The 23,306-nt window shown below is 68.0% G+C and carries 21 protein-coding genes, 1 tRNA gene and 1 pseudogene; 6 read left to right on the top strand and 17 right to left on the bottom strand.

The features are described from left to right. The first annotated feature begins 110 nt into the window (after positions 1-110). The 4 genes from GRF61_RS08230 (at position 111) to GRF61_RS08215 (ending at position 4,304) form a co-directional block, all read left to right on the top strand. Positions 111-557: a hypothetical protein gene (locus GRF61_RS08230; RefSeq protein ID WP_169150184.1), complete on the top strand. Its 447-nt coding sequence runs from the start codon at positions 111-113 to the stop codon at positions 555-557. Next, positions 554-1,612, top strand: a complete 1,059-nt coding sequence (locus GRF61_RS08225) for an SDR family oxidoreductase (protein WP_211165820.1) — start codon at positions 554-556, stop codon at positions 1,610-1,612. Before GRF61_RS08230 ends, GRF61_RS08225 begins: the two co-directional genes overlap by 4 nt. 59 nt (positions 1,613-1,671) lie before the next feature. After that, positions 1,672-3,168, top strand: coding sequence for an MFS transporter (locus tag GRF61_RS08220; RefSeq protein ID WP_211165819.1), 1,497 nt, complete (start codon positions 1,672-1,674; stop codon positions 3,166-3,168). Positions 3,169-3,335: 167 nt separating this feature from the next. Beyond that, the gene (locus tag GRF61_RS08215; RefSeq protein ID WP_169150183.1) at positions 3,336-4,304 is read left to right on the top strand and encodes an SDR family oxidoreductase; all 969 of its coding nucleotides are present in this window, start codon (positions 3,336-3,338) and stop codon (positions 4,302-4,304) included. Between the two features lie 403 nt (positions 4,305-4,707). Here the strand turns inward: GRF61_RS08215 and GRF61_RS08210 are convergent, their stop codons facing one another. The 7 genes and pseudogenes from GRF61_RS08210 to GRF61_RS08180 all read right to left on the bottom strand — a co-directional run bounded on the left by GRF61_RS08210 (position 4,708) and on the right by GRF61_RS08180 (position 10,622). Continuing rightward, complete coding sequence (locus GRF61_RS08210) at positions 4,708-5,892, bottom strand: HipA domain-containing protein (protein WP_348982365.1); 1,185 nt, start codon at positions 5,890-5,892, stop codon at positions 4,708-4,710. A 65-nt stretch (positions 5,893-5,957) separates the two neighbouring features. Beyond that, on the bottom strand, positions 5,958-6,368 hold the full coding sequence (locus GRF61_RS08205; RefSeq protein ID WP_169150181.1) for a helix-turn-helix domain-containing protein: 411 nt from the start codon (positions 6,366-6,368) through the stop codon (positions 5,958-5,960). Between the two features lie 207 nt (positions 6,369-6,575). Further along, positions 6,576-7,712 (bottom strand): annotated as a pseudogene (locus tag GRF61_RS08200) (integrase arm-type DNA-binding domain-containing protein); the annotation flags it as partial. Positions 7,713-7,951: 239 nt separating this feature from the next. Beyond that, positions 7,952-8,025: transfer RNA gene (locus GRF61_RS08195), tRNA-Gly, on the bottom strand. Between the two features lie 163 nt (positions 8,026-8,188). After that, positions 8,189-9,919 (bottom strand): phosphoenolpyruvate--protein phosphotransferase, encoded by a 1,731-nt coding sequence (gene ptsP, locus GRF61_RS08190; protein ID WP_169150180.1) that lies wholly within the window; start codon positions 9,917-9,919, stop codon positions 8,189-8,191. A gap of 3 nt (positions 9,920-9,922) precedes the next feature. Beyond that, on the bottom strand, positions 9,923-10,192 hold the full coding sequence (locus GRF61_RS08185) for an HPr family phosphocarrier protein (RefSeq protein ID WP_169150179.1): 270 nt from the start codon (positions 10,190-10,192) through the stop codon (positions 9,923-9,925). Between the two features lie 46 nt (positions 10,193-10,238). Beyond that, complete coding sequence (locus tag GRF61_RS08180; protein WP_133592339.1) at positions 10,239-10,622, bottom strand: PTS fructose transporter subunit IIA; 384 nt, start codon at positions 10,620-10,622, stop codon at positions 10,239-10,241. A 210-nt stretch (positions 10,623-10,832) separates the two neighbouring features. Here GRF61_RS08180 and GRF61_RS08175 point away from each other — a divergent pair, with 210 nt between their 5' ends. After that, positions 10,833-11,438 carry a hypothetical protein gene (locus GRF61_RS08175; protein WP_169150178.1) on the top strand — a complete coding sequence of 202 codons (606 nt, stop codon included), beginning with the start codon at positions 10,833-10,835 and terminating at the stop codon, positions 11,436-11,438. Positions 11,439-11,504: 66 nt separating this feature from the next. On the opposite strand, the gene GRF61_RS08170 is transcribed toward GRF61_RS08175, so the two are convergent. The 5 genes from GRF61_RS08170 to GRF61_RS08150 all read right to left on the bottom strand — a co-directional run bounded on the left by GRF61_RS08170 (position 11,505) and on the right by GRF61_RS08150 (position 17,810). Continuing rightward, a complete protein-coding gene (locus GRF61_RS08170; RefSeq protein WP_169150177.1) occupies positions 11,505-13,481 on the bottom strand; it encodes a BCCT family transporter in 1,977 nt (658 codons plus the stop codon). A 137-nt stretch (positions 13,482-13,618) separates the two neighbouring features. Next, on the bottom strand, positions 13,619-15,244 hold the full coding sequence (locus GRF61_RS08165) for an ABC-F family ATPase (RefSeq protein ID WP_169150176.1): 1,626 nt from the start codon (positions 15,242-15,244) through the stop codon (positions 13,619-13,621). A 164-nt stretch (positions 15,245-15,408) separates the two neighbouring features. Beyond that, complete coding sequence (locus tag GRF61_RS08160; protein WP_169150175.1) at positions 15,409-15,762, bottom strand: VOC family protein; 354 nt, start codon at positions 15,760-15,762, stop codon at positions 15,409-15,411. A 133-nt stretch (positions 15,763-15,895) separates the two neighbouring features. Further along, a complete protein-coding gene (locus GRF61_RS08155; RefSeq protein WP_169150174.1) occupies positions 15,896-16,387 on the bottom strand; it encodes a GNAT family N-acetyltransferase in 492 nt (163 codons plus the stop codon). Positions 16,388-16,397: 10 nt separating this feature from the next. Beyond that, a complete protein-coding gene (locus GRF61_RS08150) occupies positions 16,398-17,810 on the bottom strand; it encodes a diguanylate cyclase (protein WP_169150173.1) in 1,413 nt (470 codons plus the stop codon). Positions 17,811-18,009: 199 nt separating this feature from the next. Between GRF61_RS08150 and GRF61_RS08145 the strand changes: the two genes are divergently transcribed. Further along, on the top strand, positions 18,010-18,552 hold the full coding sequence (locus tag GRF61_RS08145) for a DUF3592 domain-containing protein (protein ID WP_169150172.1): 543 nt from the start codon (positions 18,010-18,012) through the stop codon (positions 18,550-18,552). A gap of 97 nt (positions 18,553-18,649) precedes the next feature. On the opposite strand, the gene yegQ is transcribed toward GRF61_RS08145, so the two are convergent. The 5 genes from yegQ to GRF61_RS08120 all read right to left on the bottom strand — a co-directional run bounded on the left by yegQ (position 18,650) and on the right by GRF61_RS08120 (position 23,203). Next, positions 18,650-20,020 (bottom strand): tRNA 5-hydroxyuridine modification protein YegQ, encoded by a 1,371-nt coding sequence (gene yegQ / locus GRF61_RS08140; RefSeq protein WP_169150171.1) that lies wholly within the window; start codon positions 20,018-20,020, stop codon positions 18,650-18,652. Positions 20,021-20,098: 78 nt separating this feature from the next. Beyond that, positions 20,099-20,668: a dihydrofolate reductase family protein gene (locus GRF61_RS08135; RefSeq protein ID WP_211165818.1), complete on the bottom strand. Its 570-nt coding sequence runs from the start codon at positions 20,666-20,668 to the stop codon at positions 20,099-20,101. Between the two features lie 7 nt (positions 20,669-20,675). Next, positions 20,676-21,953 carry a TIGR03862 family flavoprotein gene (locus GRF61_RS08130; RefSeq protein ID WP_169150170.1) on the bottom strand — a complete coding sequence of 426 codons (1,278 nt, stop codon included), beginning with the start codon at positions 21,951-21,953 and terminating at the stop codon, positions 20,676-20,678. 78 nt (positions 21,954-22,031) lie between these two features. Further along, positions 22,032-22,661 carry a DUF2238 domain-containing protein gene (locus GRF61_RS08125; RefSeq protein WP_169150169.1) on the bottom strand — a complete coding sequence of 210 codons (630 nt, stop codon included), beginning with the start codon at positions 22,659-22,661 and terminating at the stop codon, positions 22,032-22,034. Then, positions 22,661-23,203, bottom strand: coding sequence for a DUF2059 domain-containing protein (locus GRF61_RS08120; protein ID WP_169150168.1), 543 nt, complete (start codon positions 23,201-23,203; stop codon positions 22,661-22,663). Before GRF61_RS08120 ends, GRF61_RS08125 begins: the two co-directional genes overlap by 1 nt. Positions 23,204-23,306 lie beyond the last annotated feature (103 nt).

Raw genomic sequence — 23,306 nt, 5'->3', positions numbered from 1 at the left:
GCACATTCACCAGCCTGGCACGCGTTGCCACGGCAAGGGCCAGGGAGATTGATCGCGCCCGGCCCCGTCGGCGAGGGCCGGGACGCCTGGCCGCGCCCGCCGGGGGGGCAATGTCAGAAGGATATTTTGCCAAGCTCGTGGCGGCGCTGGCTGCCCCGGTGCTCCTGACCGCTTGCGCCCATATCCCGGAGAGCACGCTGGCCGAAGCGGGGTTCGGAACCCTGTCTTGCGCTCAAGTCGCGGAGCAGAAGGAGCAGGCAAACGCGACCAAAGCGCTGGCGGATCACGCCAAGGGCGAGGCATGGCATGTCGTCGTTCCCCTCATCGTGGCGGCTCGCTATGGCCATGCCGCTTCTGCTGCCAGTGATGCCGAAAGGCGATTGGCGCTTCTCTCGGAGCAGGCTAGCCGGCTGGGCTGCGACGTTCAGCCTCCACCCTCGGGCGGGCTCAGGCTTCCGGGAATGGAGCCCTCGACGACATTGGCAGGCGCCGGGAATGAGCAGGCGCGTCCGATCCTCGCTGCACATATTCAAGCAAGCACGGGAGCCGAAAGATGATGAACGAACAGCAAATGGGAAACAGGCGGGCCGCCCGCGCCGGGTGGCGCAACCGCCTGGCCGCCTTCGGCGCGCTGCTGGGCTGCGCCTTTGCCGTGGGCGGGGCGCTGGCGCAGGGCGCGCCGAAACCCGACTGGAGCCTGGCGGACATGCCTTCCCAGGAGGGGCGCGTCTTCCTGGTCACCGGTGGAACCAGCGGCATGGGCTTCGAGGATGCGAAGGCCCTGGCCGCCGCTGGCGCCCGGGTTGTCATCGCCGCGCGCAACCCGCAACGGGGGCAGGAGGCGATCGACCGGATCGGGCAGGAAGTGCCCGGTGCCAAGGTGCAGTTCGAGCACGTCGATCTGGCCGATCTGTCCTCGGTCCGCGCGCTGAGCCAGCGCCTCAGCGGCACGCTGCCCCGGCTCGACGGCTTGATCAACAACGCCGCGATCATGGCGACGCCGGCGCGCGGCACTTCCGCCGACGGCTTCGAGATGCAGTTCGCCACCAACTATCTCGGCCATTTCGTCCTGACGGCCGAGTTGCTACCGCTGCTGCGCAAGAGCGACTCACCCCGGGTGGTGACGCTGTCGAGCGTTGCCGCCCTCCGCGGCCGGATCAACTTCGGCGATCTTCAATTCGACCAGGCCTATGAGCCCTATGCCGTCTACGCCCAGTCGAAGCTGGCGTGCCTGATGTTCGCCCTTGAACTGCAGCGGCGCAGCGATGGCGCAGGCTGGGGCATCCAGAGCCTGGCCGCCCACCCCGGCATCGCGGTGACCGAACTGGTTGCGCGCGGCCCGGGCCTGGACAGCGAACAGGGGCGCCAATGGTCCGCCATGCGCCCGAACCTGCAGACGGCCGCCCAAGGCGCCATCCCCACCTTGTATGCCGCCACCGCGGCTGACGCGCGGGGCGGGAGCTACTACGGTCCGACCGGCCCGAACGAGGTCGCCGGGCCGCTCGGCCTGGCAAGCGTTCCCCCGCTGGCCAGCGATGCCGCGGCCGCTGCACGCCTGTGGGCGATCACTGAAGAGCTCACCGGTACGCGTTTCCCCGCGCCCGGCCGCTGATCGGATCGCCGTCCATCCCCTGTCCGCTTTTTGGGCGTCGAGGCGGCCAGGAACTCCTCATGAGTCGAACCCGCATGGCAAACGTGCACCGCCCGCGCCTGTGGGTGCGGGTGTTCAACATCCGTCGTGGCGAGATCGCACCGGTGCTGGTTGCGGCACTGTTCTTCTTCTCCGTGTTGACCGCGCTGATGTTGCTGCGGCCCGCGCGGGATGCGCTGGGGCTGGAGCGCGGAATCGAGAGCGTGCGCGGCCTGATCGTTGTGACGGCGGCGGCAACGCTGGCGGTGAATCCGCTGTTCGGATGGCTGGTCAGCCGCTTGCGGCGGCCGCAGTTCATCGGCGCGACATATGGCTCCCTGGTACTGAGCCTGGCGGGCTTCTGGGGGCTGATGAGATACGCACCCGGCGTGGTGAGCCAGGCCAGCAGCCAGGTGTTCTACATCTGGTTCAACGTGTTCAACCTGTTCGCCACGATGGTGTTCTGGGCGTTGCTGGTCGAGCGCTTCACCAGCGACCAGGGCAAGCGCTTCTTCGGCCTGATCTCGATCGGCGGCACGGCCGGCGCCATCTTCGGCCCCTGGCTCGCATCGGAACTGGCCGAATCGCTGGGCACGGCCAGCCTGCTGCTGGTCGCCGGCGGTTTCCTGCTGCTGGGCATGTTGTTGGCATGGTCGCTGCTATGGCTCACGCCCGGCTGCGGAACAAGCCCTGGCGCAGCCGCGTCGCCGCGCACGGATGAGACGGGGCGCATCGGCGGCAGCGCCTGGGCTGGCATTCACGCGGTGTTCCGCTCCGCCTACCTGGGCGGCGTCGCGGCTTATGTGATGCTGACGGCGGTGATGGTCACCTTCGTCTACTTCACCCGCCTGCAGATGGTGGCCGGGATCGCCGACGGGGTCGACGCGCGGGCAGCCCTGCTGGGAAGGATAGACATGTGGACGCATGTCGCGGTGCTGATGCTGCAGCTCACCCTGGCCGGACGGGTCATCACGCGCTTCGGCCTGGGCGTCACGCTGGCGATCCTGCCGGCTGCGACTGCGCTGGGCTTCATCGGGCTCGCCATCTACGGCTCCTTCGCCGTGCTGGTGCTGCTGGAGGCCCTCACCCGTGCGGTACAGCGCGCCATCGCCCAGCCGGCACGCGAGACGCTGTTCACCGTGGCCGACCGCGAGGACAAGTACAAGGCCAAGGCCTTCATCGACACCTTCGTCTACCGCTCGGGTGACGTTGCCGGCGCGCAGGCCGAGGGTGCGCTGGGGCGGCTCGGGCTGGCGATGGGAGGTCTCGCCAGCGTGGTCCTGCCGCTGGCCTTGGTCTGGATGGTGCTCGCCTTGTGGCTGGGGCGTGCGCAGTCCCGGCGGCCGATGTCGCGGGCCGCGCGCTTACCCCATCCGGCTGATACCAGTCGCGCCGTCCGGCGCTCGGGTGGCTCGCAGACGCGCGACGCGCCGGCGGCCGTCGAGCCGCATGACGGAGATCCGCCGCAGGCTCACCAGCCCGCTGCAAGGCATGAGCCGCGGGCTGGTGAGCCTGCGGCACATGGATCGATGCCTTGACCGCGGCGGGCTCAAGCCAGCCGCTGCGGCGGGTAGCCCACGCCTGCGGGATTGTTCCCCGCAATCGGTTGTTTGTTGATGGACTGAAAATGGTGCATCATGATTTGCACTTGGTGCAAAAAATATTGCGCCTAATGCGAGATTTTATCTCGGGCCGGAGCCCTACCATGACCCACTGGACAGCAGCCGACATCCCCTCTCAACGTGGCCGTACCGCGGTCGTCACCGGCACTGGCGGCCTTGGATTCGAAGATGCACTGGCGCTGGCCCGTGCCGGAGCCAGGGTCATCATCGCCGGTCGAAGTCCGTCCAGAGGCGCGATCGCAGTCAATCAGATCCGTCAATGCGCCCCCGGCGCGAAAGTGGACTTCGAGGCGCTGGATCTGGCGAGGCTGGATTCGATTGCGGCTTTCGGCAAGCGGCTGCGCGCCTCTGTGGATGGTCTCGATCTGCTGATCAACAACGCGGGTGTGATGACGCCGCCGACGCGGAAGCTGAGCGCCGACGGATTCGAGCTGCAGTTCGGCACCAATCACCTGGGCCACTTTGCCTTGACCGGTGAGTTGCTGCCGCTGCTGCGCGCGGGCAGCCGGCCGCGGGTTGTCACGCTGTCCAGCATCGCCGCGCGCAGCGGGGCGATCAACTTCGATGACTTGCAGTCCGAGCGCAGCTACGTCCCCATGGCTGCCTATGCCCAGTCAAAACTGGCCTGCTTGATGTTCGCGCTGGAGTTACAACGGCGCTGCGCCGCGGCCGGCTGGGCCATCCAGAGCATCGCGGCCCATCCGGGAGTGGCGCGCACCGATCTGCTGCCCAACGGGGCCGGCGCACGGAGCATTCAAGGAATGGCGCGTCGCTATCTGTGGTTCCTGTTCCAGCCGGCCGCACAGGGGGCATTGCCGACGCTCTACGCGGCGACCTCGCCGCAAGCTCGAGGCGGTGCCTACTATGGCCCCGACAAGCTGAGCGAAACGCGAGGCTACCCCGCAATTGCCAAAGCCCCTCCGCTGGCGCTGGACATCGATAGCGCCGCAAGGCTGTGGACTGCGTCGGAGCGGCTGACGGGGGTGTCTTTTCCCACTGTCCGGGGCCAGGACGCCCACCTTGGCGCCGTCCGGGACGCAAGCTCGGCTTGATCCGCTGGCCGCCCGTTCTCGCGAGCCTGCCGACACCCGGGTTGCGGCCGCAGCCGTTCCGCCTCTTCAACAAGCACTCCGTGCCGAGGGCGGCGGCCCCTTCGCTTTTCAACGAGCCATGCTCGATGAACGGGCAATTTGGTTTTCTGCGCAAGCTGGCGGGCAACAATCCGAATCCGGCTCCAGCAGGATAGCGGCGCGCCTGGCCGAGAGTAGGCGCTTTGGGTGTCGGCGGACGTGTGAGGTGGGCAGATCCACGCGTCACCGGTTGGCGGCACCTGCTGGACGTTCCCTGGTATTTTCCGGATTGCCGGAGTGGAGCGGGCGAAGGGAGCATCACGCCGCACTCAAATCGTTGATTGATAACGGATTTATTCCGTTGGCGCTACGGAATCAGGCCAGATTATGTACCAGCCCCGCCCTCTTGGGCAAAGGCTGGCTCGAAGTCCAGCAGGTCGGTACCGCGCATGCCCAATTCCCGGGCCACTGCGCGCCAGCCCGCCACGGCCTGGGCCACTTCACTCCAGACCGCCTGCGCTTGCACAGCATCCAGCCTGAAATACGACGCGGCGGCCATCAGCATGTCACGGCTGTCGATGACACCTGTGTCCTCGGTCAGCCATGTCTTGCTCTCCCGACGGTCGCCCGGCATCGGGTTCAGGTCGAAGGCCGGCGACAGGCGCCAGCCGCGCTGGCGCGCGTCGTACAGGAAGCCGGTGTTGCGCAGGTGGTCGTCGGTGTTGCAGATCAGGAAATTGAAGACCAGTCGCCGCCACAACTCATGGATGTCGGCGATCGGATCGGCGCCCGACTGAAGCAGCACGTCCACCAGTTCCGTGTAGGCATGCGTCGCGTCGCGACCATCGGACTGGAGCATCGTCGCGGCCGACACGTAAGGGATGCGGCCGCCATCATCGGTGCGGTCGAAACGCCGGATGACGGCGACCGCCGTGCCGCCGATCACTTCCACGCGGGCCGGCGCCACCCGGATGCCGGCCTTGGCCGCCAGTTGCATGGCCAGCACTTCGCCTCGGATCACGTCGCGCCGGTCCGCCTGGCTGGGAAACTTGCCGACCGCCAGGCGTCCATCGGTGTCCCGCACCGTGGACTTCGGCCTTGCACCACCCAGCGAGGTGCCTTGCCCCAGCAGGTAGCGCAGGTCCTGCGCGCTTTCCGTTCCGTCTTCCAGGGCGCGGGCCGCGTGGAGCACCTTGTCCAGCTCCACCAGCGGCGGTTCCTGCCGGCTCGTGCCTCCGGCGCGCAGGTAGGCGCCAGAGTGCGGATCGAACAGGCGCAGCGCGCCGATGCGCGCCTCGTCATCCACCCACATCACGAAATCCACCGGGTCCAATGCGGGCGTGTCGCGGTCTTCCTGCCGCAGCTTCGCATGGGCGCGCCGGATCACACGCTCGCCCCAGGCGTCGGGCGCGGTGTCCTCCAGCGCGAGGAAGAACACCTGCCGGGGATGCTGCACGCCGGCCACCGGCTGGAGATCGGGCGACAGCGTGAAGAAACGGGCATCCTGCAGCCAGCCGTCGTCGTAACTGAACGCGCTGCGCCGGCCGCTGCCCAGATGCAGGCGCCCCACGACCAAGCCGCTGGCCCCCAGGTGGACTTCGAGGTCCGGACGTCGTGTGGGCCGAGGCGCTGCCATCAGAAGCCTTCCAAGTCATCGGCAGGCGCGGGCGCATCGCCTTTGCCGACGACGGGTGCCGCTTGCCGCTTCCTGCCGGCAGAGGTGCGTACCCGCTGCGGCAGTTGCTCCCGCACCAGTTCCATGCCGAGCGCATCGTTCTCCAGGGTCATCGCCTGGGCCAGGTCATCGAGCCGGCCCAGCACGTGCAGCGCGCGCAGGAAGGTGTGCAGCGCGGTGCCTGGATAGCCATCTTCCATGCGCCTGACGGTGCTCAGGGACGTGCCGATGCGCTGCGCCAGGTCTTCCTGGCTCAGGCGGCGCATGCGCCGCGCCGCCGAGATGTCCTGCCCCAGGCGGCGCAGCGCACGCGCAACAGGCTGCGGCATCGCCACTTGCGCACCAGAGCGCTTTTGCTCGGAAGAAGACATCTTTTATAGCCTCAAATGTGAGCTTATTTGTCAAATAAGCATTCATATTTGAATGCAAAAATGGAGGGCAGTCAATCCAGCCCATGCCTGCCCCTTGCAGTTCTGGTGACCGCGCTGCTCCATTGCGAGCGGTCCTGTTCGGGGGAGGTATCAGCGGGCTGCCAGCACCCTATGAAATCCGAAGGGTGATCTCACCTCTTCACCGCTGTCTGGATCGGCATGCGATAGCTGGGCGTCCCCCCATTTCTTTGGGTAGCCGAGTTCGTTCAGCGCCGTCGAGATCGTCGCCCGGATGCCATGCCCCGTGAGTTGGTCCTCGTAGCCCATGCGCTTGAGCGCGGCGTTGAGCGTGTTCTCGCTGATCGGGTTCTTCAGGCACCAGTCGCCCGGGATGAGATGGACCTGGGCAGGCTTGCACTGGTCCAACAGGTGGCGAACGATCTCCTGCGCCTGCACCGACAGCGGCACGATGTAGGGCGGGATGTCGATGAGACGCTTGCGCTTCTTCTTGGTCAGCAGCTTGCGCTGCTTGAGCCTGGCCACCGGGATGACCCACAGGCCCCGGTCGAGGTCGAACTGATCGGGCGTGGCGAAGCGAAGCTCGCCGGTGCGCACACCAGTGAGCATCAGCAGCCGGATGCCCAACTGCGTGTTCAGACGCCCGCGGTACTTGCGCAGTGTCTGCAGCATGACCGGCAGCTCGTGCATGCGCAGGAACGGGTTGTGTTCGACCGGCGGCAACGGCAGCGCGACCACTTCCAGGTCTCTGGACGGGTTATCGCCCATGTTTGGAATCGCCACCGTGGCGTAGGTGAACAACTGGGTGAACCAGGTCCTCGGCTTCTCGGCCACCGACAGCGAGCCGCGCTTTTCCACCTTGCCGATGATGTCCAGCAGGTGTGCGCGGGTGATCTCGTAGATGGTCAGGTGCCGCAGCGAGGGGAACACATCTTTCTTGAAGACGCGCCCGATCTGTTCCAGGCTGGTCTGCCGTCCTTCCTCCAGCGAGAGCCGGCGATGGGCCAGCCATTGCTCGTAGACGGCCATGAAGGTGTGCTCGCCGGCCAGGACGATCGCGTGCCGCCTGCGCTTGCGTTCGCTGTGGGGATTGACGCCCTTGGCGAGCAGCGAGCGGGCTTCATCGCGAAGCGCACGGGCGTCCTTCAGAGAGAGCGCTGGATACGTGCCGAAGGACATGCGGTCGCGCTTGCCGCCCCACGAGAAGCGGAAGTGCCACGCCTTTGCACCGGTGGCTGAAACAAAGAGGGAAAGGCCGTCTGTGTCGGCCAGGGTGTACGGTTTGCCGGTCGCCTTGGCTTGGCGAACCGTGAGGTCCGAAAGCATGATCCCAACTCCTTGAAAGCGAGTTGAGTGCCATGTTTCCCATCGAGCCCCGGCTCCCCCAGCAACAATGCGGAATCGGGAAGCTCCGCATTGAGATGTACCACTTGATGTACCGGTTTTGACCGGCTGTCAGTGGATCTCGCTGGACATCACTGGAACGGGTTCTCTGGAAAAACCGAACTGTGACAATGACTTGCAACGCTCCATGGACGTCATTGGAACACCATGGAAAGTTGGAGTGGAGCGGGCGAAGGGAGTCGAACCCTCGTCATCAGCTTGGGAAGCTGAGGTAATGCCGTTATACGACGCCCGCCTGACGGCAGGCGGAGGGCCTGCCGGAGGAAGGGCGCCATTCTAATGGGCGGCGGGGGAGGGCGCAATCGGCGCGGCCGCGCTCCGCCGCTGGCATGGATTGCGCGGCAGGGGGAAATTTCGCGCCACGGCCGGAAGGCCGCAGTGCGGGGACCATGCGGGGTTCAGCCGGCCAGCCGCTCCACCGCTTCCCGCACCCGCGCCTGCTCGTCCATCTTCAGGATGCGCTGCACCCTGGGGGCGAGTTCGCCGAGGTCGGCGCGCAGCACCTGCTGCTTGATCTCCAGGATGTGGCCGGGGTGCATGGAGAAGTTGCGCAGGCCCATGCCGAGCAGCAGCAGGGTGTAGGCGGGATCGCCGGCCATTTCGCCGCAGACCGACACCGGCAGGCCAAAGCGGGCGCCGGTGCTCAGCGTGCCGCCGATGAGCTTGAGCACCGCCGGGTGCAATGGATCGTAGAGGTGCACCACCGCTTCGTCGGAACGGTCGATCGCCAGGGTGTACTGGATGAGGTCGTTGGTGCCGATGGAAAGGAAGGACAGCCGGCGCACGAACATGCCCAGCGCCAGCGCTGCCGCCGGCACTTCGATCATGCCGCCGATCTGCACGCCTTCGTCGAACTTCACCTTTTCCGCCCGCAGTTCCGCCTTGGCCTTGTCTACCAGCGCCAGGGTCTGGTCGATCTCATGGGCGTGGGCGAGCATGGGCACCATGATGCGCAGCTTGCCGTGCACCGAGGCGCGCAGCAGGGCGCGCAGCTGGGTGAGGAACATCTTGGGCTCGGCCAGCGAGTAGCGCACCGCCCGCAGTCCCAGCGCCGGGTTGGGCTCGAAGCGGGCGTGGGCGCCGTTGAGGGCCTTGTCGGCGCCGACGTCGAAGGTGCGGATGGTGACCGGCTTGCCGGGCAGGGCCTTGAGGACGCTGCGGTAGGCCTCGTACTGCTCGTCCTCGTCCGGCAGGGTGTCGCGGCCAATGAAGAGGAACTCGGTACGGTAGAGGCCGATGCCGTCGGCATTGACGGCCTTGACCTGCGCCATGTCCTTCGGGCCTTCGATGTTGGCGAGCAGGGCGATTTCCTCGCCGTCCAGCGTGGTGGGCGGGGTGTCGCGCAGGCGCTTGAGCTTGGAGCGCTCGAGCTCCAGCTCGGCGCGGCGCAGGCGGTACTCCTCGACGATGTCCTCGTCCGGGCCGACGATGACCACACCGCGGGTGCCGTCGACGATCAGCAGCTCGTCGTCCTGCACCAGGTCGCGGATGTGGTGCAGGCCGACCACCGCCGGGATGGACAGGCTGCGGGCGACGATGGCGGTGTGGCTGGTGGGGCCGCCGACATCGGTGACGAAGCCGGCGATATTGTGGTCGCGGAAACCGATGGTGTCGGCCGGCGACAGGTCATGGGCGACGACGATGGTGCCCAGGCCGTCGCGGCGGCGCGGCGGCAGGTGCCCGGGCTGGCCGAGCAGCACCTTGACCAGGCGCTCCACCACCTGGACGACGTCGGCCTGGCGCTCGCGCAGGTAGGGGTCCTCGATCTGGCGGAACTGCTCCACTAGCAGCTCCATCTGCGCCACCAGCGCCCATTCGGCGTTGTAGCGGCGATTCTCGACCAGGCCGCGGGCGGCTTCTATCAGCATCGGATCGGCCAGCATCATCAGCTGCAGATCGACGAAGGCGCCGACCTCGCTGTGGCCCTGGCCGGCGGTGGTGGCCGCCTTGAGACCGATCAGTTCGCCCTGGACGGTGGCGAGTGCATCCTCCAGCCGGGCGACTTCATCGGCGATGTGCTTGGGCGAGATGTGGTAGTGATTGACCTCCAGCAGCGCGTGCGACACCAGGTGCACATGGCCGATGGCGATACCCTGGGAGACCGGCAGACCGTGCAGGGTGAAGGGCATGGCCTACTCCGCTTCGCCAAAGCGGTCGGCAATCAGCGCGAGGATCTCCGCCAGCGCGCGGTCGGCGTCCCGGCCCTCGGTTTCCACCGTGATGGTGGCGCCGCGGGCGGCCGCCAGCATCATCACGCCCATGATGCTTTTTGCATTTACCTGGCGGCCGTTGCGCTCCAGCCAGACTTCGCAGCCGAAGCTGCTGGCGAGCTGGGTGAGTTTGGCCGAGGCCCGCGCGTGCAGGCCCAGTTTGTTGATGATTTCCGCGTCCGCTTTAGGCATTTCCCTGTTCCCGCCTGGTTGTCGTTTTATGCGTTTTATGTGTTTGCTACTTGATGTGCAGTACGCCGTCGCAACCGCCTGACACCGCACGCTGGATCAGCGTGGCCATATCGCGCTCGCGGTAGGTGAGCACCCGCAGCAGCATCGGCAGGCTGACGCCGGCGATGCCTTCGACGAGGCCGGGCTGCAGCAGCTTGGTGGCGATGTTGGAAGGGGTGGCGCCGTAGATGTCGGTGAGGATGACCGCGCCCTCGCCATGATCGACCTCCACCAGCATGCGGCGTGCGATCGGCAGCAGATCCAGCGGGTCGTCCTGGGCGGAGACGCCCAGTTGGGCGATCTGCGCCGGGCGCCGGTTGAGCACATGGCAGGCGCACTGGATCAGCGATTCGCCCAAGGTACCGTGGGTAATGAGGAGAATGCCGATCATGGGACCGTCCGCTGGATATCCGGCCGATTGTAGCCGATGCGCCGCGCATGGCTCATCCGCTGGAGCCTGGCGGTGGGGCGGCCAGCTGCCCCCGGCTTGGCTTCCAGGCGGCGGCGCGTCTTCATTCCCCTTCCGGGTGATGCCGGCCGGCACTCCATCTGCTCCGATGTTTCCGCAGGCATGCAGCCTGCGGACCAGGAGAGCCTTTCGATGAATTACAACGTCAATACCGGCGTCGGGACGACCGCGTGGAACCTGCTTGCCAACGCCAACCCGCCGGCGGTCGCCGGCCCGGTGATAGAGCATCCCGCCGCCAATGCCGCGGCCTACTTCTGCTTCGCCATGGATGGCGCCGCCTCGGTGGATGCCGGCGGTCCGTATGCCGGGCTTTTCACCTGGAACCTGTGCGGGTGCATCGCCGGCTTTCTCATCCGCACCAACGGCGGCGCCGTGCGCAGGATCACCGGCTATCACAAGACGTTCCAGGACACCGTTCCCGGCGCGGCCGTCGCCCTGTTCAACGCGGCAGGCACCAATGGCCCCCAGCCCGGCGACGTGGATTACCTCATCGTGCCGGACAAGGTCTCGCACCCTCCCTCGGTGCCCCATTCCGTTTCAGGGTTGGTGGGTCTGACGATCCATTACTACATGAACCCGCAGCGCAACGTTTCCTGGGTGGTTTCGTTCAATGGCGACATGGGAGAAATGTCGGCGGCTTTCACCGGCTCCCGTACCGCGGGGCAGAACATCAGTTGGGGGACCCAGGTGGTCCTTCCCCCTCCGCCGACGAACAGCGGCTGCTGCGTCCTCATTTGAGGGCGGCGTCCGCAGAGGGCCGCGCCAGCGTTTCAGCGCGGGCCTTTTCCGGCGTGCCCTGCCGCGTCACCACCCCATCCAGCGGCCGTATTGCCCGGAGAAATCCTCCAGCAGCCAGCTGCGGTCCAGCGTTTCCAGTGGCAAGGTGCGGCTGTGGCCGCCGCGCACCACGATCTCGGCCTCGGCCGGAGCGGCCTCGTCCGGCGCCAGGTCGGCGATGGTGGCGGCGTAGCGCTGGCTGACGCGCCCCTTCACCACGTAGAAGAACTCCTCGCGGCCGTCGCGCATCACCGTCACCCCGGCGTGCAGCGGATGGCGGTCGATGAGGATCTCGCGGCCGTTGCGCCGCATCTCGGCGGCCACCTCCTCCAGCGCCGGCAGCACCGTCTCGCGTATGAAGGCGGCCAGCGCCAGCCGCGCCGGGTGGCGCATGCCGCGGCCGGCTTCGCCACGGCCGCGGGCGGCGACATAGCGCAGCCGGGCGCGCCAGTCGTCCTCCACATGCGGTGGCAGGTTGAGCGCTTCGCCGGCGGGGGCGAGGTCTTCCGCCAGCGTGGCCGGGCGCGGGCTGTCGCGCTCGGCGCGCAGCGCCTTCAGCAGGCCGGCGCACATCGCCAGCATGATCACCGCGAAGGGCAGGGCGGTGGCGATGGCCGCGCTCTGCAGCCCCTGCAGGCCGCCGGCCACCAGCAGCACCGCGGCGATGGCGCCGGTGAGCACTGCCCAGAAGGCGCGCCGCCAGGCCGGGCCGTCGCTGCGGCCGCCGTTGACGATGGTGTCTATCACCAGCGCGCCCGAATCCGCCGAAGTGACGAAGAAGGTGGCCACCAGCGCCACCGCCAGCACGGTGGTGATCTGCGCCAGCGGCAGCGACTCCAGCATCTTGAACAGCGCGGTCGGCACGTCTTGCGCCACCGCGGCGGCCAGCCTGCCGCCCTGGAACAAGTCTAAGTGGATGGCGGTATTGCCCAGCACCGCGAACCAGAAGAAGGCAAACAGCGTGGGCACGAACATCACCCCGGCGATGAACTCGCGTATGGTCCGGCCGCGGGAGATGCGGGCGATGAACATGCCGACGAAGGGCGCCCAGGAAATCCACCAGCCCCAGTAGAACATCGTCCACGTTTTCTGCCATTCCGCGTGGCGGAAGGCGGTGGTGCGGAAACTGTTGAGCACCAGCTCCTGCAGATAGAGGCCGACGCTTTCAACGAAGGTGGACAGCAGGAAGACGGTGGGGCCGACGATGAAGACGAAGCACACCAGCGCGATCGCCAGCAGCACGTTGAGCTCGGACAGCCGGCGCACGCCGCGGTCCAGCCCGGAAGCGGCGGAGAGCATGGTGATGGCGGTGATGGCGGCGATCAGCAGCACATGGTTGGTGGTGGTGGCCGGCAGCCAGCCGAGGAAGGCCAGGCCGGAGCCCACCTGCAGCACGCCGAAGCCCAGCGAGGTGGCGATGCCGAACAGGGTGCCCAGCACCGCCATCACGTCCACCAGATGCCCCAGCGGACCGTGGATGCGCTCGCCCAGCAGCGGGTAGAGGGTGGAGCGCACGGTGAGCGGCAGGCCGTGGCGGTAGCCGAAGTAGGCCAGCGACAGGCCGACCACGATGTAGATGGCCCAGGCATGGAGGCCCCAGTGGAAGAAGGTGGTTTCCATCGCCTCCTTGGCGGCGGCGATGCTGCCCGGCTCGGAGAAGCGCGGCGCGCCGAAGTGCAGCATGGGCTCGGCCACGCCGTAGAACAGGATGCCTATGCCCATGCCGGCGGCGAACAGCATGGCGAACCAGGTGAGGTAGCCGTAGTCCGGCTCGTCCTCATCGTCGCCCAGGCGGATGCGGCCATAGCGGCTCAGCATCAGCCACAGGCTGAAGAACAGGAAGAGGGCGACCGAGAGGATGTAGAACCAGCCGAAGCGGCTGACGATGCCGTCCTGCAATTGGCCGGCGAGCGTGGCGGCGCGGCCGGGGAAGAAGGCGGTACCGAGGACGAACAGCGTAGCCACCACGGCGGCGACGGTGAACACGATGCGGGAGGCTGGCATGGCGGGTTCTCCAGGTTGTCGTGGGGCCGCCGCTGGGCGGCGACGGCAGAAACGGCTGCGCCGCCCAGGGGGCGGCGCAGTGTGTGCAGCCGGGCGGAGGAACCCGCCCGCGGGAGCCGGTCAGTGCCGGACCGGCATCATTCCAGGCCCTGGCTGGCGAGGTACTCCTCGTAGGTGCCGCGGTAGTCGATGATGCTGCCGTCGAGCTTGATCTCGACGATGCGGGTAGCCAGCGAGGAGACGAACTCGCGGTCGTGCGAGACGAACACCAGCGTGCCGGCGAACTTGTCCAGGCCGGTGTTGAGCGACTCGATGGACTCCATGTCCAGGTGGTTGGTCGGCTCGTCCATCACCAGCACATTGGGGCGAGACAGCATCAGCTTGCCGAACAGCATGCGGCCCTGTTCGCCGCCGGAGATGACCTTCACCGACTTCTTCACCTCGTCGCCGGAGAACAGCAGCCGGCCCAGCGTGCCGCGCAGCAGGGTCTCGTTGTCCTCGCCGGTGGCGGCGGCGGTGATGCGGGAGTAGGGCGCGATCCAGTCGGTGAGGCTGACGTCATCGGCGAAATCGGCCGAGTGGTCCTGCGCGTAATAGCCGGCCTTGGCCTTCTCGGCCCACTTCACCTCGCCCTTCTGCGGCGTCAGTTCGCCCACCAGCAGCTTGAGCAGGGTGGTCTTGCCGACGCCGTTCTCGCCGATGATGGCCAGGCGTTCCCCGGCCTCGATGGCGATGGAGAACTTGCTGATCAGCGGCTTTTCCATGCCCTCGTAGGCGAAGCTGATGTTGTCCACCTCGCAGGCCAGGCGGTGCAGCTTGTCCTTCTCGTCGTAGTCGAAGCGGATCCACGGGTACTGGCGGCTGGAGGGCTTCACGTCTTCCGGCTTCAGCTTGTCGATCAGCTTCAGGCGGCTGGTGGCCTGCTTGGCCTTGGACTTGTTGGCCGAGAAGCGGCGCACGAAGTCCTGCAGATCCTGGATCTTTTCCTTCGCCCGGGCGTTGGCGGCGGACTGGCGTTCGCGCGCCATGGTCGACGCTTCCATGTAGTCGTCGTAGTTGCCCGGGTAGATGGTGATGGTGCCGTAGTCCAGGTCCGCCATGTGGGTGCACACCTGGTTCAGGAAGTGGCGGTCGTGGGAGATGATCACCATCGTGCAGTCGCGGTTGTTGAGCACGTCCTCCAGCCAGCGGATGGTGTTGATGTCCAGGTTGTTGGTCGGCTCGTCCAGCAGCAGGATTTCCGGGTTGGCGAACAGCGCCTGGCACAGCAGCACCCGCAGCTTCCAGCCCGGTGCCACGTTCTTCATCGGCCCGTTGTGGAACTCGGTGCCTATGCCCACGCCCAGCAGCAGCTCGCCGGCGCGCGCCTCGGCGGTGTAGCCGTCGTACTCGCCGACCTTGCCTTCCAGCTCGGCGGCGTGCATGTAGTCGTCCTCGGTGGCGTCCGGGTTGGCGTAGATCGCGTCGCGTTCCTTGATCGCCGCCCACAGTTCCTCGTGGCCCATCATCACCACGTCGAGCACGCGCACGTCCTCATACGCGAACTGATCCTGGCGCAGGTAGGCCATGCGCTCATGCACGTCCTTGGAGATGTTGCCGGCGGTGGACTCCAGGATGCCGCAGAGGATCTTCATGAAAGTCGACTTGCCGGCGCCGTTGGCGCCGATCAGGCCGTAGCGGTTGCCCTCGCCGAACTTGACGGAGACGTTCTCGAACAGGGGCTTGGCCCCGAACTGCATGGTGATATTGGCGGCGACGAGCACGGCGAAATCCTGTTTTTCAGCTAAAACAAAGCCTTGGATTATAGCCCAAAGGCTGGAGGCCATTCGCAGATGGCGGGAAGGTGCTCCCGCCCCAGCGTACGGTACGGCTGATTCGCTTTCTGCGGATTCTTGCTACTCGGGGTGGGGAACTGGCAGGCGGGCGTTCAGGCCGCCGACCACACCGCCAGCTCGTAGCCGTCCGGATCCTTGAAGTGGAAGCGGCGGCCGCCCGGGAAGGAGAAGGTGGGGCGTATCACCTTGCCGCCGGCGGCTTCCAGCCGCGCCTGGGTGGCGGCGAGGTCGTCGGCGTAGAGGATGACCAGCGGTCCGCCCGGCCGCGGCGGTTCGCCGGTGGTGAGGCCGCCGGTGAGCCGGCCATCGCTGAACTCGCAATAGGTGGGGCCGTAGTCGGTGAAGGTCCAGCCGAAGACCTGGCCGTAGAAGGCCTTGCTGCGGGCGATGTCGGTAACGTTGAACTCGATGTTGTCGATCTGCCTGTCCTGGCCGCGAACGCCCATGGTGGTCTCCTGATACGGGTTGGATCGTGCTGCGGGGTGGAGGCGCGCCGGCTGAGGCGCCCCTCCGGAAACTGACCGGCCGTGGCGCCCTGCGTTCTCGAGGCCGCTGCAGCGCGCTAGCGGCGCCGCCTGGTCAAAGCCACTTCTGCAGGAACAGTGCCTGGCCGGCTGCGGGGTCCAGCACGTAGGGGCGGAAGCCGGCCTGGTCGTAGGCGGCCAGGGCGCGCTGGTTGTTGGAGAGCACTTCCAGCGTCAGCTTGCAGCAGCCGCGGGCGCGGGCCTCGGCCTCGGCGGCGGCCAGCAGTCCCTGGGCGATGCCGCGACCACGGTGTTCGGCATGGACGACGATGTCGTGCACATTGAGCAGCGGCCGCGCGGCGAAGGTGGAGAAGCCTTCGAAGCAGTTGATGAGGCCGATGGCTTCCGGCCCGGAGAAGGCGAGGAAGGAGACGAAGCCGGGCCGCCCGGCGAGGCGCTGCGGCAGCTCGGCGCGCACCGCTTCCGCTAGCGGTTTGCCGCCACCCATGGGGTCGCGGGCGTAGTGGTCCAGCAGGGCGAGGAAGGCCTGGACGTGGCCGGGGTCGTCCAGCCGGGTGGGTTCGATCTGCAGCGGAAAGCTGACCATGGGGGAAACCTCAGTCCGGATCGGCGACGCAGCGGTTGCGGCCTTCGTTCTTGGCGCGGTAGAGGGCCTCGTCGGCACGGTTCACCAGGCGCTGGTAGTCCGGGTGGCCGTCGTGCATGGCGATGCCTATGCTGCCGGTGACGTGCAGGTTGCGGCCTTCCGGCAGCAGGAAGATTTCCTGCTCGATGCGGCCGCGTATCTTCTCCGCCACCCGCAGCGCATGCTGGCGGTCCACTTCCACCAGCAGCACCAGGAACTCCTCGCCCCCGTAGCGGAACACGAAGTCGCCGGAGCGCACGCTGTTCAGCAGAAGGCCGGCCATCTGCTGCAGCACCCGGTCGCCGGCCTCGTGGCCGTAGTCGTCGTTGATGCGCTTGAAGTGGTCCACGTCCACCAGCAGCAGGGCGAAGCCCTTGCCTTGGTTGCGCGCCAGCTCGGTCTCGCGGGTGAGGATGGCGGGCAGGAAGCGGCGGTTGAGCAGCTGGGTGAGGGCGTCCTTGCCGGATTCGAGATCGACGAAGCGCTCGAACAGGGCGCCGATGAGGAACTTGAGCTGGGCGAGCTCGTGCTGGATCTCCTTCACCAGCCGGCGCGCCTCGGCACGGTCGCCGTTGTCGATCTGCTGGCCGCACAGCGGCAGCAGGGTGTGGTCCACCGTATCCATCGCAGCGCGGATGGCGGGCAGCTCGGCCGAGCCTTCGAACACCGCGATGGCCTTGTGCTGCAGCCACAGGCCGAAGGTGGAGCCGTGGATGGGCGGCAGCTCGTCGCCGGAGCGGGCGGTGACCATGGCCTGCAGGAAGCGGTTCTCCCAGTCCAGCAGCGAGGCGCGCTGGCGTTCGCGTTCCAGCGGCATGTTCTGGCCGTAGGAGAACACCCGGTAGGCTTCGTCGATGCGGGCGGCGCGCTCGTGGGAGGCGACGTAGGCGGAACTCATGACCTCGAAGGCGAGGTCGATCAGGTTATCCACGTACAGCACCGCTTCCACCAGCGCGTTGCGGTCCAGGCCGCTGCCGGGCAGGCGGCGGGCGATCTCGCCCTTGAGCAGGCGGGCGCCGCGCGCCACCAGGTTCACCGGCAGGTCGATGCGGGCGTGCACCTCGCCCACATGCCGCTGCATCGCCATCGCCGAGCCGAACTGCTCGTGCGTCTCACAGGAGAACAGGGTTTCCAGCCAGCGCTGCATGGAGTGGCGCAGGCGGGAATTGACCTCGTCGTGGGTGAGGAAGGGGTGCGCCTCGGCATCGCTCAGCATGCGGGCGTAGAAAGCGTCGCTCATCTCCGCCTTGTGCGCCAGTACTACGTCGCGGATGGCAAGGCGGGCGGCCGGGCTGGCGCTGTCGAACAGGGTCAGCCAATCGGCATGGATATAGTCGGAGGCCGGGTCGGGAACCGGGTGAGAAGAAGCGTCGGCAGGGAGCATGGCGGCGGGGCGATCGTGGACCGGTCTATTGTGCCACGCCGGAAATGGCCGTAGCTGCTGGAATCTGACAATGGCAATATGTCCTTGGAATTATTTCGCCCGCCCGGCGGCCCACCGCGGGCTGATCGCCGGCGGCCGGGATTTTCGTTGCCACTGCCATCGGCATAGAATGCCGCCACTTTCCGCGATCCAGCTCCCTATGCCGCATGTTCCCCTGAAGTTGCGCCTGCTCGAAGCGGTGATCCGCATTGTCCTGCCGTTTCTCGGCATCCTCCTGCTGGTGGCGGGCTTGATGGGCGTGGTGTCTTTCGCCGCCATGCCGCTGGCCGAGGCCATGCGCAGCCGCCAGTGGGTGCCGGTACCTGCCCATGTTGAGCACATCGAGGTCATGCCGGCAGATCTCATGCGTAATCGCCCGCTGCCGCAGCTGCAGGTGGAGTACCGCTACCGCTACGAAGGCACTTGGTACTCCGGCGACCGCCACGACCTGCACCACGGCCTGGATACCGAGAAGGCGATGGATGCGCGCCTGGCCAAGCTGGAGGATGGCGAGCCGGCCACCGCCTGGGTGAATCCCAAGGTGCCGGAACAGTCGATGATGGACCGCTCGCTGCACTGGCCGGTGGTGGCGCTGGCGCTGCCTGCGGCGGTGGTGGCGGTGCTGGGCGGCCTGCTGGTGTTCGCCGGCATGGTGGCCTGGAACGACTGGCGGCCAGCCTGGCGGCGGACCGAGGGCGAGTGAGGCGGTTTCCGCGCAAGCGGGGGCCGGAATGCGGAAAGGGGCTGAAAAGCCCCTTTCTCGTTGACGCCGGCCGGCGTTCGGGCCGCGGCTCGAACTCTCAGACGTAGCGGGCGATGTAGCAGGGTTCGCCCGGCGCCACGCCTTCCGGCAGCGGCAGCCACACCCGGCGGCCACTGCCGGGAATCAGGCTGAGCGGCTGGCCGTCGGCATCCTCGATGCGCTCGGCGAGCGCGTCCCGCGGGCCGGCTGGGGCGACGAACTCCAGCCGGTCGCCGATGCCGAAGCGGTTCTTCACCTCCACCTCCGCCAGGCCACGCTCGCCGCTGTAGCCCACCACCTCGCCCACCAGCAGGCTGCGGCCGGATTCCGAGTGGCCGCGCAGGTAGTTCTGGTGCTCCGGCGTGTGGTGGCGCTGGTAGAAGCCATCGGTGTAGCCGCGGCTGGCGAGCCCTTCCAGCTGGCCCAGCAGGCCGAGGTCGAAGGGCCGGCCGGCAACGGCGTCGTCTATCGCCTGGCGATAGCCTTGGCAGGTGCGGGCGACGTAGTAGGGGCTCTTGGTGCGGCCCTCGATCTTCAGCGAATCGATGCCGATCTCGACCAGCTTCTGCACATGCTCGACCGCGCGCAGGTCGCGGGAGTTGAGGATGTAGGTGCCGTGCTCGTCCTCTTCCACCGGCATCAGTTCGCCCGGCCGGCTGCCCTCCTCCAGCAGCCACACCTTGGCGCCCTGCGCATGGCGGGTGCCGCCGCCCAGCGCGGTGCCGACGGTGCCCATGCCCTGCGGATTGCCCAGCGGCAGCTTGCCGAGCGGGCGGGAGTCGCCGGCCTCGTCATCCGCGGCTTCGTGCAGCTTGTAGTCCCAGCGGCAGGAGTTGGTACAGGTGCCCTGGTTGGGATCGCGGTGGTTGAAGTAGCCGGAGAGCAGGCAGCGGCCGGAGTAGGCGATGCACAGCGCGCCGTGCACGAACACCTCCAGCTCCATTTCCGGACAGGCGTCGCGGATCTCCTTAACCTCGTCCAGCGACAGTTCGCGCGACAGGATGATGCGTTTCACCCCCACCGACTGCCAGAAGCGCACCGAGGCGTAGTTGGTGGTGTTGGCCTGCACAGAGAGGTGGATGTCCACCTCCGGCCAGCGCTCGCGCACCATCATCATCAGCCCGGGGTCGGCCATGATCAGCGCGTCCGGCCGCAGCGCGATCACCGGCGCCATGTCCTCCTCGAAGGTGCGGATCTTGGCGTTGTGCGGGTAGATGTTGGCGACCAGATAGAAGGCCTTGCCGGCGGCGCGGGCCTCTTCCATCCCGGCGGCCAGCACGTCCAGCTTGCCGAAGCTGTTGTTGCGCACCCGCAGCGAGTAGCGCGGCTGGCCGGCATAGACCGCGTCCGCGCCATAGGCGAAGGCGGTGCGCATCATTTCGAGGGAGCCGGCGGGGGCGAGGAGTTCGGGGCGGCGGAGCGGGGACATCGGCTGACGGCGGGCGGACAAAAGCGCATTCTACGCGGCCGGCGCGCCACCTTCCGCCGGTGGTGCCGTACCAGCTGCTCAGTCCTGGCCGTTGCCGATGCGGTAGTGCAGCTGCACCAGGCCCATGCTGTGCAACCGGCTGCTGCGCAGCTGCAGCGCGGCGGGCGCGGCGTCGCCGCCGAACAGCGGGATGCCGCTGCCCAGGGTGACCGGCACGACCGAGAGGACGAGGTCGGTGAGCAGGCCGCGCAGCAGGAACTCGCCGGCCAGCTGGCCGCCGCCCACCAGCCACAGATTGCGCGCGCCGGCGGCGGCGAGTTCGCCGATGACGGTGGCCGGGTCGTCGGCGGTGATGCGGATGGCGCTGCTTTCGTCGGCGTCCTCATCCTCATGCAGGCGCCGGCTGCGGTCGCGCGAGAACACCCGGCAGGGCTTGTCCGCATAGGGCCAGGCGCCGAAGCCCAGGCAGTGCTCGTAGGTGCGGCGGCCCAGCAGCAGGGCGTCGATGCCGGCGTAGAAGTCGGCATAGCCGTAGTCGTCGCCGCTGGCCTCGAAGGGCGCGAGCCAGCCGGTGCCGCCGTCGGCGGTGGCGATGTAGCCATCCACGCTGGCGGCCACGTAGTAGGTGATGCGCAGATCGGCGGACATGGCGGCCTCAGTTTCCTGCGCCGGCCAGCCAGGCCGCGGCCGCTGCGCCGGCACGGTAGCCGGTGGCGAAGCAGGCGGTGAGCAGGTAGCCGCCGGTGGGCGCTTCCCAGTCCAGCATCTCGCCGGCGCAGAATGTGCCGGGGCGCTCGCGCAGCATCAGGTTTTCGTCCAGCGCGGCGAACTCGACGCCGCCGGCGGTGCTGATGGCCTCATCCAGCGGACGCGGCCGCGCCAGCCGCAGCGGCAGAGCCTTGATCAGCGCTGCCAGCCGCGCCGGCTCGGCCGCCAGGGCGGCGAACTCCTCCGCGGTGGTCGCCTCCCGCAGCAGTCCGGCCTTGACGCCCTTGATGCCGGCCTGGCCCTGCAGATGGCTGGAGAGAGAGCGGCTGCCGCGCGGGCGCGCCAGCTCGGCGGTGAGGCGCTCCAGGCTGCGGCCGGGCACCAGGTCCAGTTCCAGCGCCGCTTCGCCGCGGGCGGCGATGGCATCGCGCAGCGGCGCGGACAGGGCGTAGATCAGGCTGCCCTCCACGCCGTCGGCGCTGACCACGAATTCGCCCTGGCGCTGCAGCCATTCGCCGTTGGCGGCCTGCAGGCGGGCGACCACCGGCTTCACCGGCTCGCCGGCATGGCGGCTGCGGAAGTGCACGCTCCAGCCCTGGCCCGCCGAACCGGCGACATCGAAGCCGCAGTTGGCCGGCCGCAGGCTGGCGACCGGGATGCCGGCGCCGCGCAGCAGCGGCACCCAGGCGCCATCGGCACCGAACCTGGCCCAGCTGCCGCCGCCCAGTGCCAGCACGGTGGCGCCGGCGCGGATGGCGCGCTCGCCCTCCGCGCCGGCGATGCGCAGGCTGCCGTCCGCGTTCCAGCCCAGCCAGCGCTGGCGTACCTCGAAGCTCACCCCGGCGGCGCGCAGGCGGGCGAGCCAGGCGCGCAGCAGCGGCGCGGCCTTCATCTGCGCCGGGAACACCCGGCCGCTGCTGCCGACGAAGGTGGCGGCGCCGAGTGCGTCTGCCCAGACACGCAGGGCGTCGGCGCCGAAGTCGGCGAGCAGTGGCGTGAGTTCCGCCGCGCGTTCGCCGTAGCGGCCGAGGAAGGCGTCCTTCGCTTCGGCATGGGTGAGATTGAGCCCGCCGCGGCCGGCGAGGAGGAATTTGCGCCCGACCGAGGGCATGGCCTCGAACAGGGTGACGCGGCGCCCGCCTCTGGCCAGTTGCTCCGCGGCCATCAGCCCGGCGGGGCCGCCGCCGATCACGACCGCTTCATGGAACTGCCCGTTTTCTGCCATTTGCTGCCGCTGGAGATGTGCTGGGGGAGCGGCGATTGTACGTGCTGCGGCATGGCAGCAGGCAGGTACGGCGGCGGTTCAGTCTGAACCGAGCGCCGCCAGCCGGCGGTCGTGCAGGCGGGAGAGCAGCAGCAGGGCGACGACGGCGCCGATCAGCGCGCAGAACATGTCGGACTGGGTGTCCCAGGGATCGCCCTGGGTACCGAGGAATTCGTCCGCCCCCTGGCCGAGGGCGAGCGCGACCCCCCATTCGATCAGCTCGTAGCCGGCGCTGATCGCCAGCGCGATGCAGACGCAGATGAAACCCAGCATGCGGCGGCCGCTGACGTAAGCGCCGCGCAGCAGGATCTCGCGCGCAACCATCGCCGGCACGAAGCCCTGCATCAGGTGGCCGATCTTGTCGTAAGGGTTGCGGCCGAGCTGGAAGGCATCCTGCAGCCAGAAGCCCAGCGGCACCCGGGCGTAGGTGTAGGCGCCGCCGAGGATGAGCACCAGCGCATGCGCGGCGATCAGCAGGTAGAGCAGATCGGTGAGGGGATGGCGCCGCCAGGTGGCCGCCAGCAGCGGCAGGGCCAGCAGCACCGGCGCCACTTCCAGCCACCAGGTGCCGCGGTCGTAGGGCGCGCGGCCGGAAACGGCGAGGGCGGCGAGTACCAGCAGGGCGAGCGCCGCCGGCAGCGCCGGGCGGGCGGCGGCGCGTGCGCGCATCAACGGCCGGGGGCGGGCTTGCCTTGCTGCTGCTGGGCGCGGCGCTGTTCGGCCACCGCTTCCTGGATGGCGGTCTTCAGCTGCTGCATCAGGGGCGCCAGGCGCTCCTGCGTCATCATCATGCTCTTCTGCATCACGATGGGCATCTTGCGGGTGAAGGCGTGGCCGGCCTCGCTTTCATAGAAGCGGATCAGGCCGTCGATCTCCTGCTGGGTGAAGGTTTCGGTATAGAGCTGGACGTAGAAGCCTTCCATCTTCTCCCACGACAGTTCGTTGCGGACCTGGCCGGCCAGCTTGGCGATGACCTTGTCGGCAACCGCCTTGGCGGCGGCGGGGTCGGGCGAGTTGGCCATGTTCTGTTCGAAGGCGCGGCGCATCATCCCCTCCACCTGGGCCTGGTTCTGCTCCATCAGCTTGCGGGTTTCGGTGACGGCCAGCAGCTTGTCCACCGAGGCGCGGGTAGGGGTCTGCGCCTGGGCGATGCCCATGCCGGCGGCGAAGAGGAAGAGGCAGGAGATGAGGCGGATCGCGTAGCGGTTCATGACTGCGGCTCCAGGCGGAAGAGAAGGTGGCCAGCGCGGCGGCTGGGCGCGGGATGGGCCGCGCTGGCCACCTTCTCTTCCGCCTGGAGCCGCAGTCATGAAC

Source organism: Azoarcus sp. TTM-91 (assembly GCF_012911025.1).
Classification (GTDB): domain Bacteria; phylum Pseudomonadota; class Gammaproteobacteria; order Burkholderiales; family Rhodocyclaceae; genus Azoarcus.
The sequence above is the reverse complement of the archived record's forward strand: the minus strand, read 5'-3'. Positions and strand labels throughout refer to the sequence as shown.

Excerpts from the sequence above, each read along its gene's own strand:
- GRF61_RS08230 (WP_169150184.1), top strand. The coding sequence starts at position 111 with ATGTCAGAAGGATATTTTGCCAAGCTCGTGGCGGCGCTGGCTGCCCCG.
- GRF61_RS08225 (WP_211165820.1), top strand. The coding sequence starts at position 554 with ATGATGAACGAACAGCAAATGGGAAACAGGCGGGCCGCCCGCGCCGGG.
- GRF61_RS08220 (WP_211165819.1), top strand. The coding sequence starts at position 1,672 with ATGAGTCGAACCCGCATGGCAAACGTGCACCGCCCGCGCCTGTGGGTG.
- GRF61_RS08215 (WP_169150183.1), top strand. The coding sequence starts at position 3,336 with ATGACCCACTGGACAGCAGCCGACATCCCCTCTCAACGTGGCCGTACC.
- GRF61_RS08205 (WP_169150181.1), bottom strand. The coding sequence starts at position 6,368 with ATGTCTTCTTCCGAGCAAAAGCGCTCTGGTGCGCAAGTGGCGATGCCG.
- ptsP (WP_169150180.1), bottom strand. The coding sequence starts at position 9,919 with ATGCCCTTCACCCTGCACGGTCTGCCGGTCTCCCAGGGTATCGCCATC.
- GRF61_RS08185 (WP_169150179.1), bottom strand. The coding sequence starts at position 10,192 with ATGCCTAAAGCGGACGCGGAAATCATCAACAAACTGGGCCTGCACGCG.
- GRF61_RS08180 (WP_133592339.1), bottom strand. The coding sequence starts at position 10,622 with ATGATCGGCATTCTCCTCATTACCCACGGTACCTTGGGCGAATCGCTG.
- GRF61_RS08175 (WP_169150178.1), top strand. The coding sequence starts at position 10,833 with ATGAATTACAACGTCAATACCGGCGTCGGGACGACCGCGTGGAACCTG.
- GRF61_RS08170 (WP_169150177.1), bottom strand. The coding sequence starts at position 13,481 with ATGCCAGCCTCCCGCATCGTGTTCACCGTCGCCGCCGTGGTGGCTACG.
- GRF61_RS08160 (WP_169150175.1), bottom strand. The coding sequence starts at position 15,762 with ATGGGCGTTCGCGGCCAGGACAGGCAGATCGACAACATCGAGTTCAAC.
- GRF61_RS08155 (WP_169150174.1), bottom strand. The coding sequence starts at position 16,387 with ATGGTCAGCTTTCCGCTGCAGATCGAACCCACCCGGCTGGACGACCCC.
- GRF61_RS08150 (WP_169150173.1), bottom strand. The coding sequence starts at position 17,810 with ATGCTCCCTGCCGACGCTTCTTCTCACCCGGTTCCCGACCCGGCCTCC.
- GRF61_RS08145 (WP_169150172.1), top strand. The coding sequence starts at position 18,010 with ATGCCGCATGTTCCCCTGAAGTTGCGCCTGCTCGAAGCGGTGATCCGC.
- yegQ (WP_169150171.1), bottom strand. The coding sequence starts at position 20,020 with ATGTCCCCGCTCCGCCGCCCCGAACTCCTCGCCCCCGCCGGCTCCCTC.
- GRF61_RS08135 (WP_211165818.1), bottom strand. The coding sequence starts at position 20,668 with ATGTCCGCCGATCTGCGCATCACCTACTACGTGGCCGCCAGCGTGGAT.
- GRF61_RS08130 (WP_169150170.1), bottom strand. The coding sequence starts at position 21,953 with ATGGCAGAAAACGGGCAGTTCCATGAAGCGGTCGTGATCGGCGGCGGC.
- GRF61_RS08125 (WP_169150169.1), bottom strand. The coding sequence starts at position 22,661 with ATGCGCGCACGCGCCGCCGCCCGCCCGGCGCTGCCGGCGGCGCTCGCC.
- GRF61_RS08120 (WP_169150168.1), bottom strand. The coding sequence starts at position 23,203 with ATGAACCGCTACGCGATCCGCCTCATCTCCTGCCTCTTCCTCTTCGCC.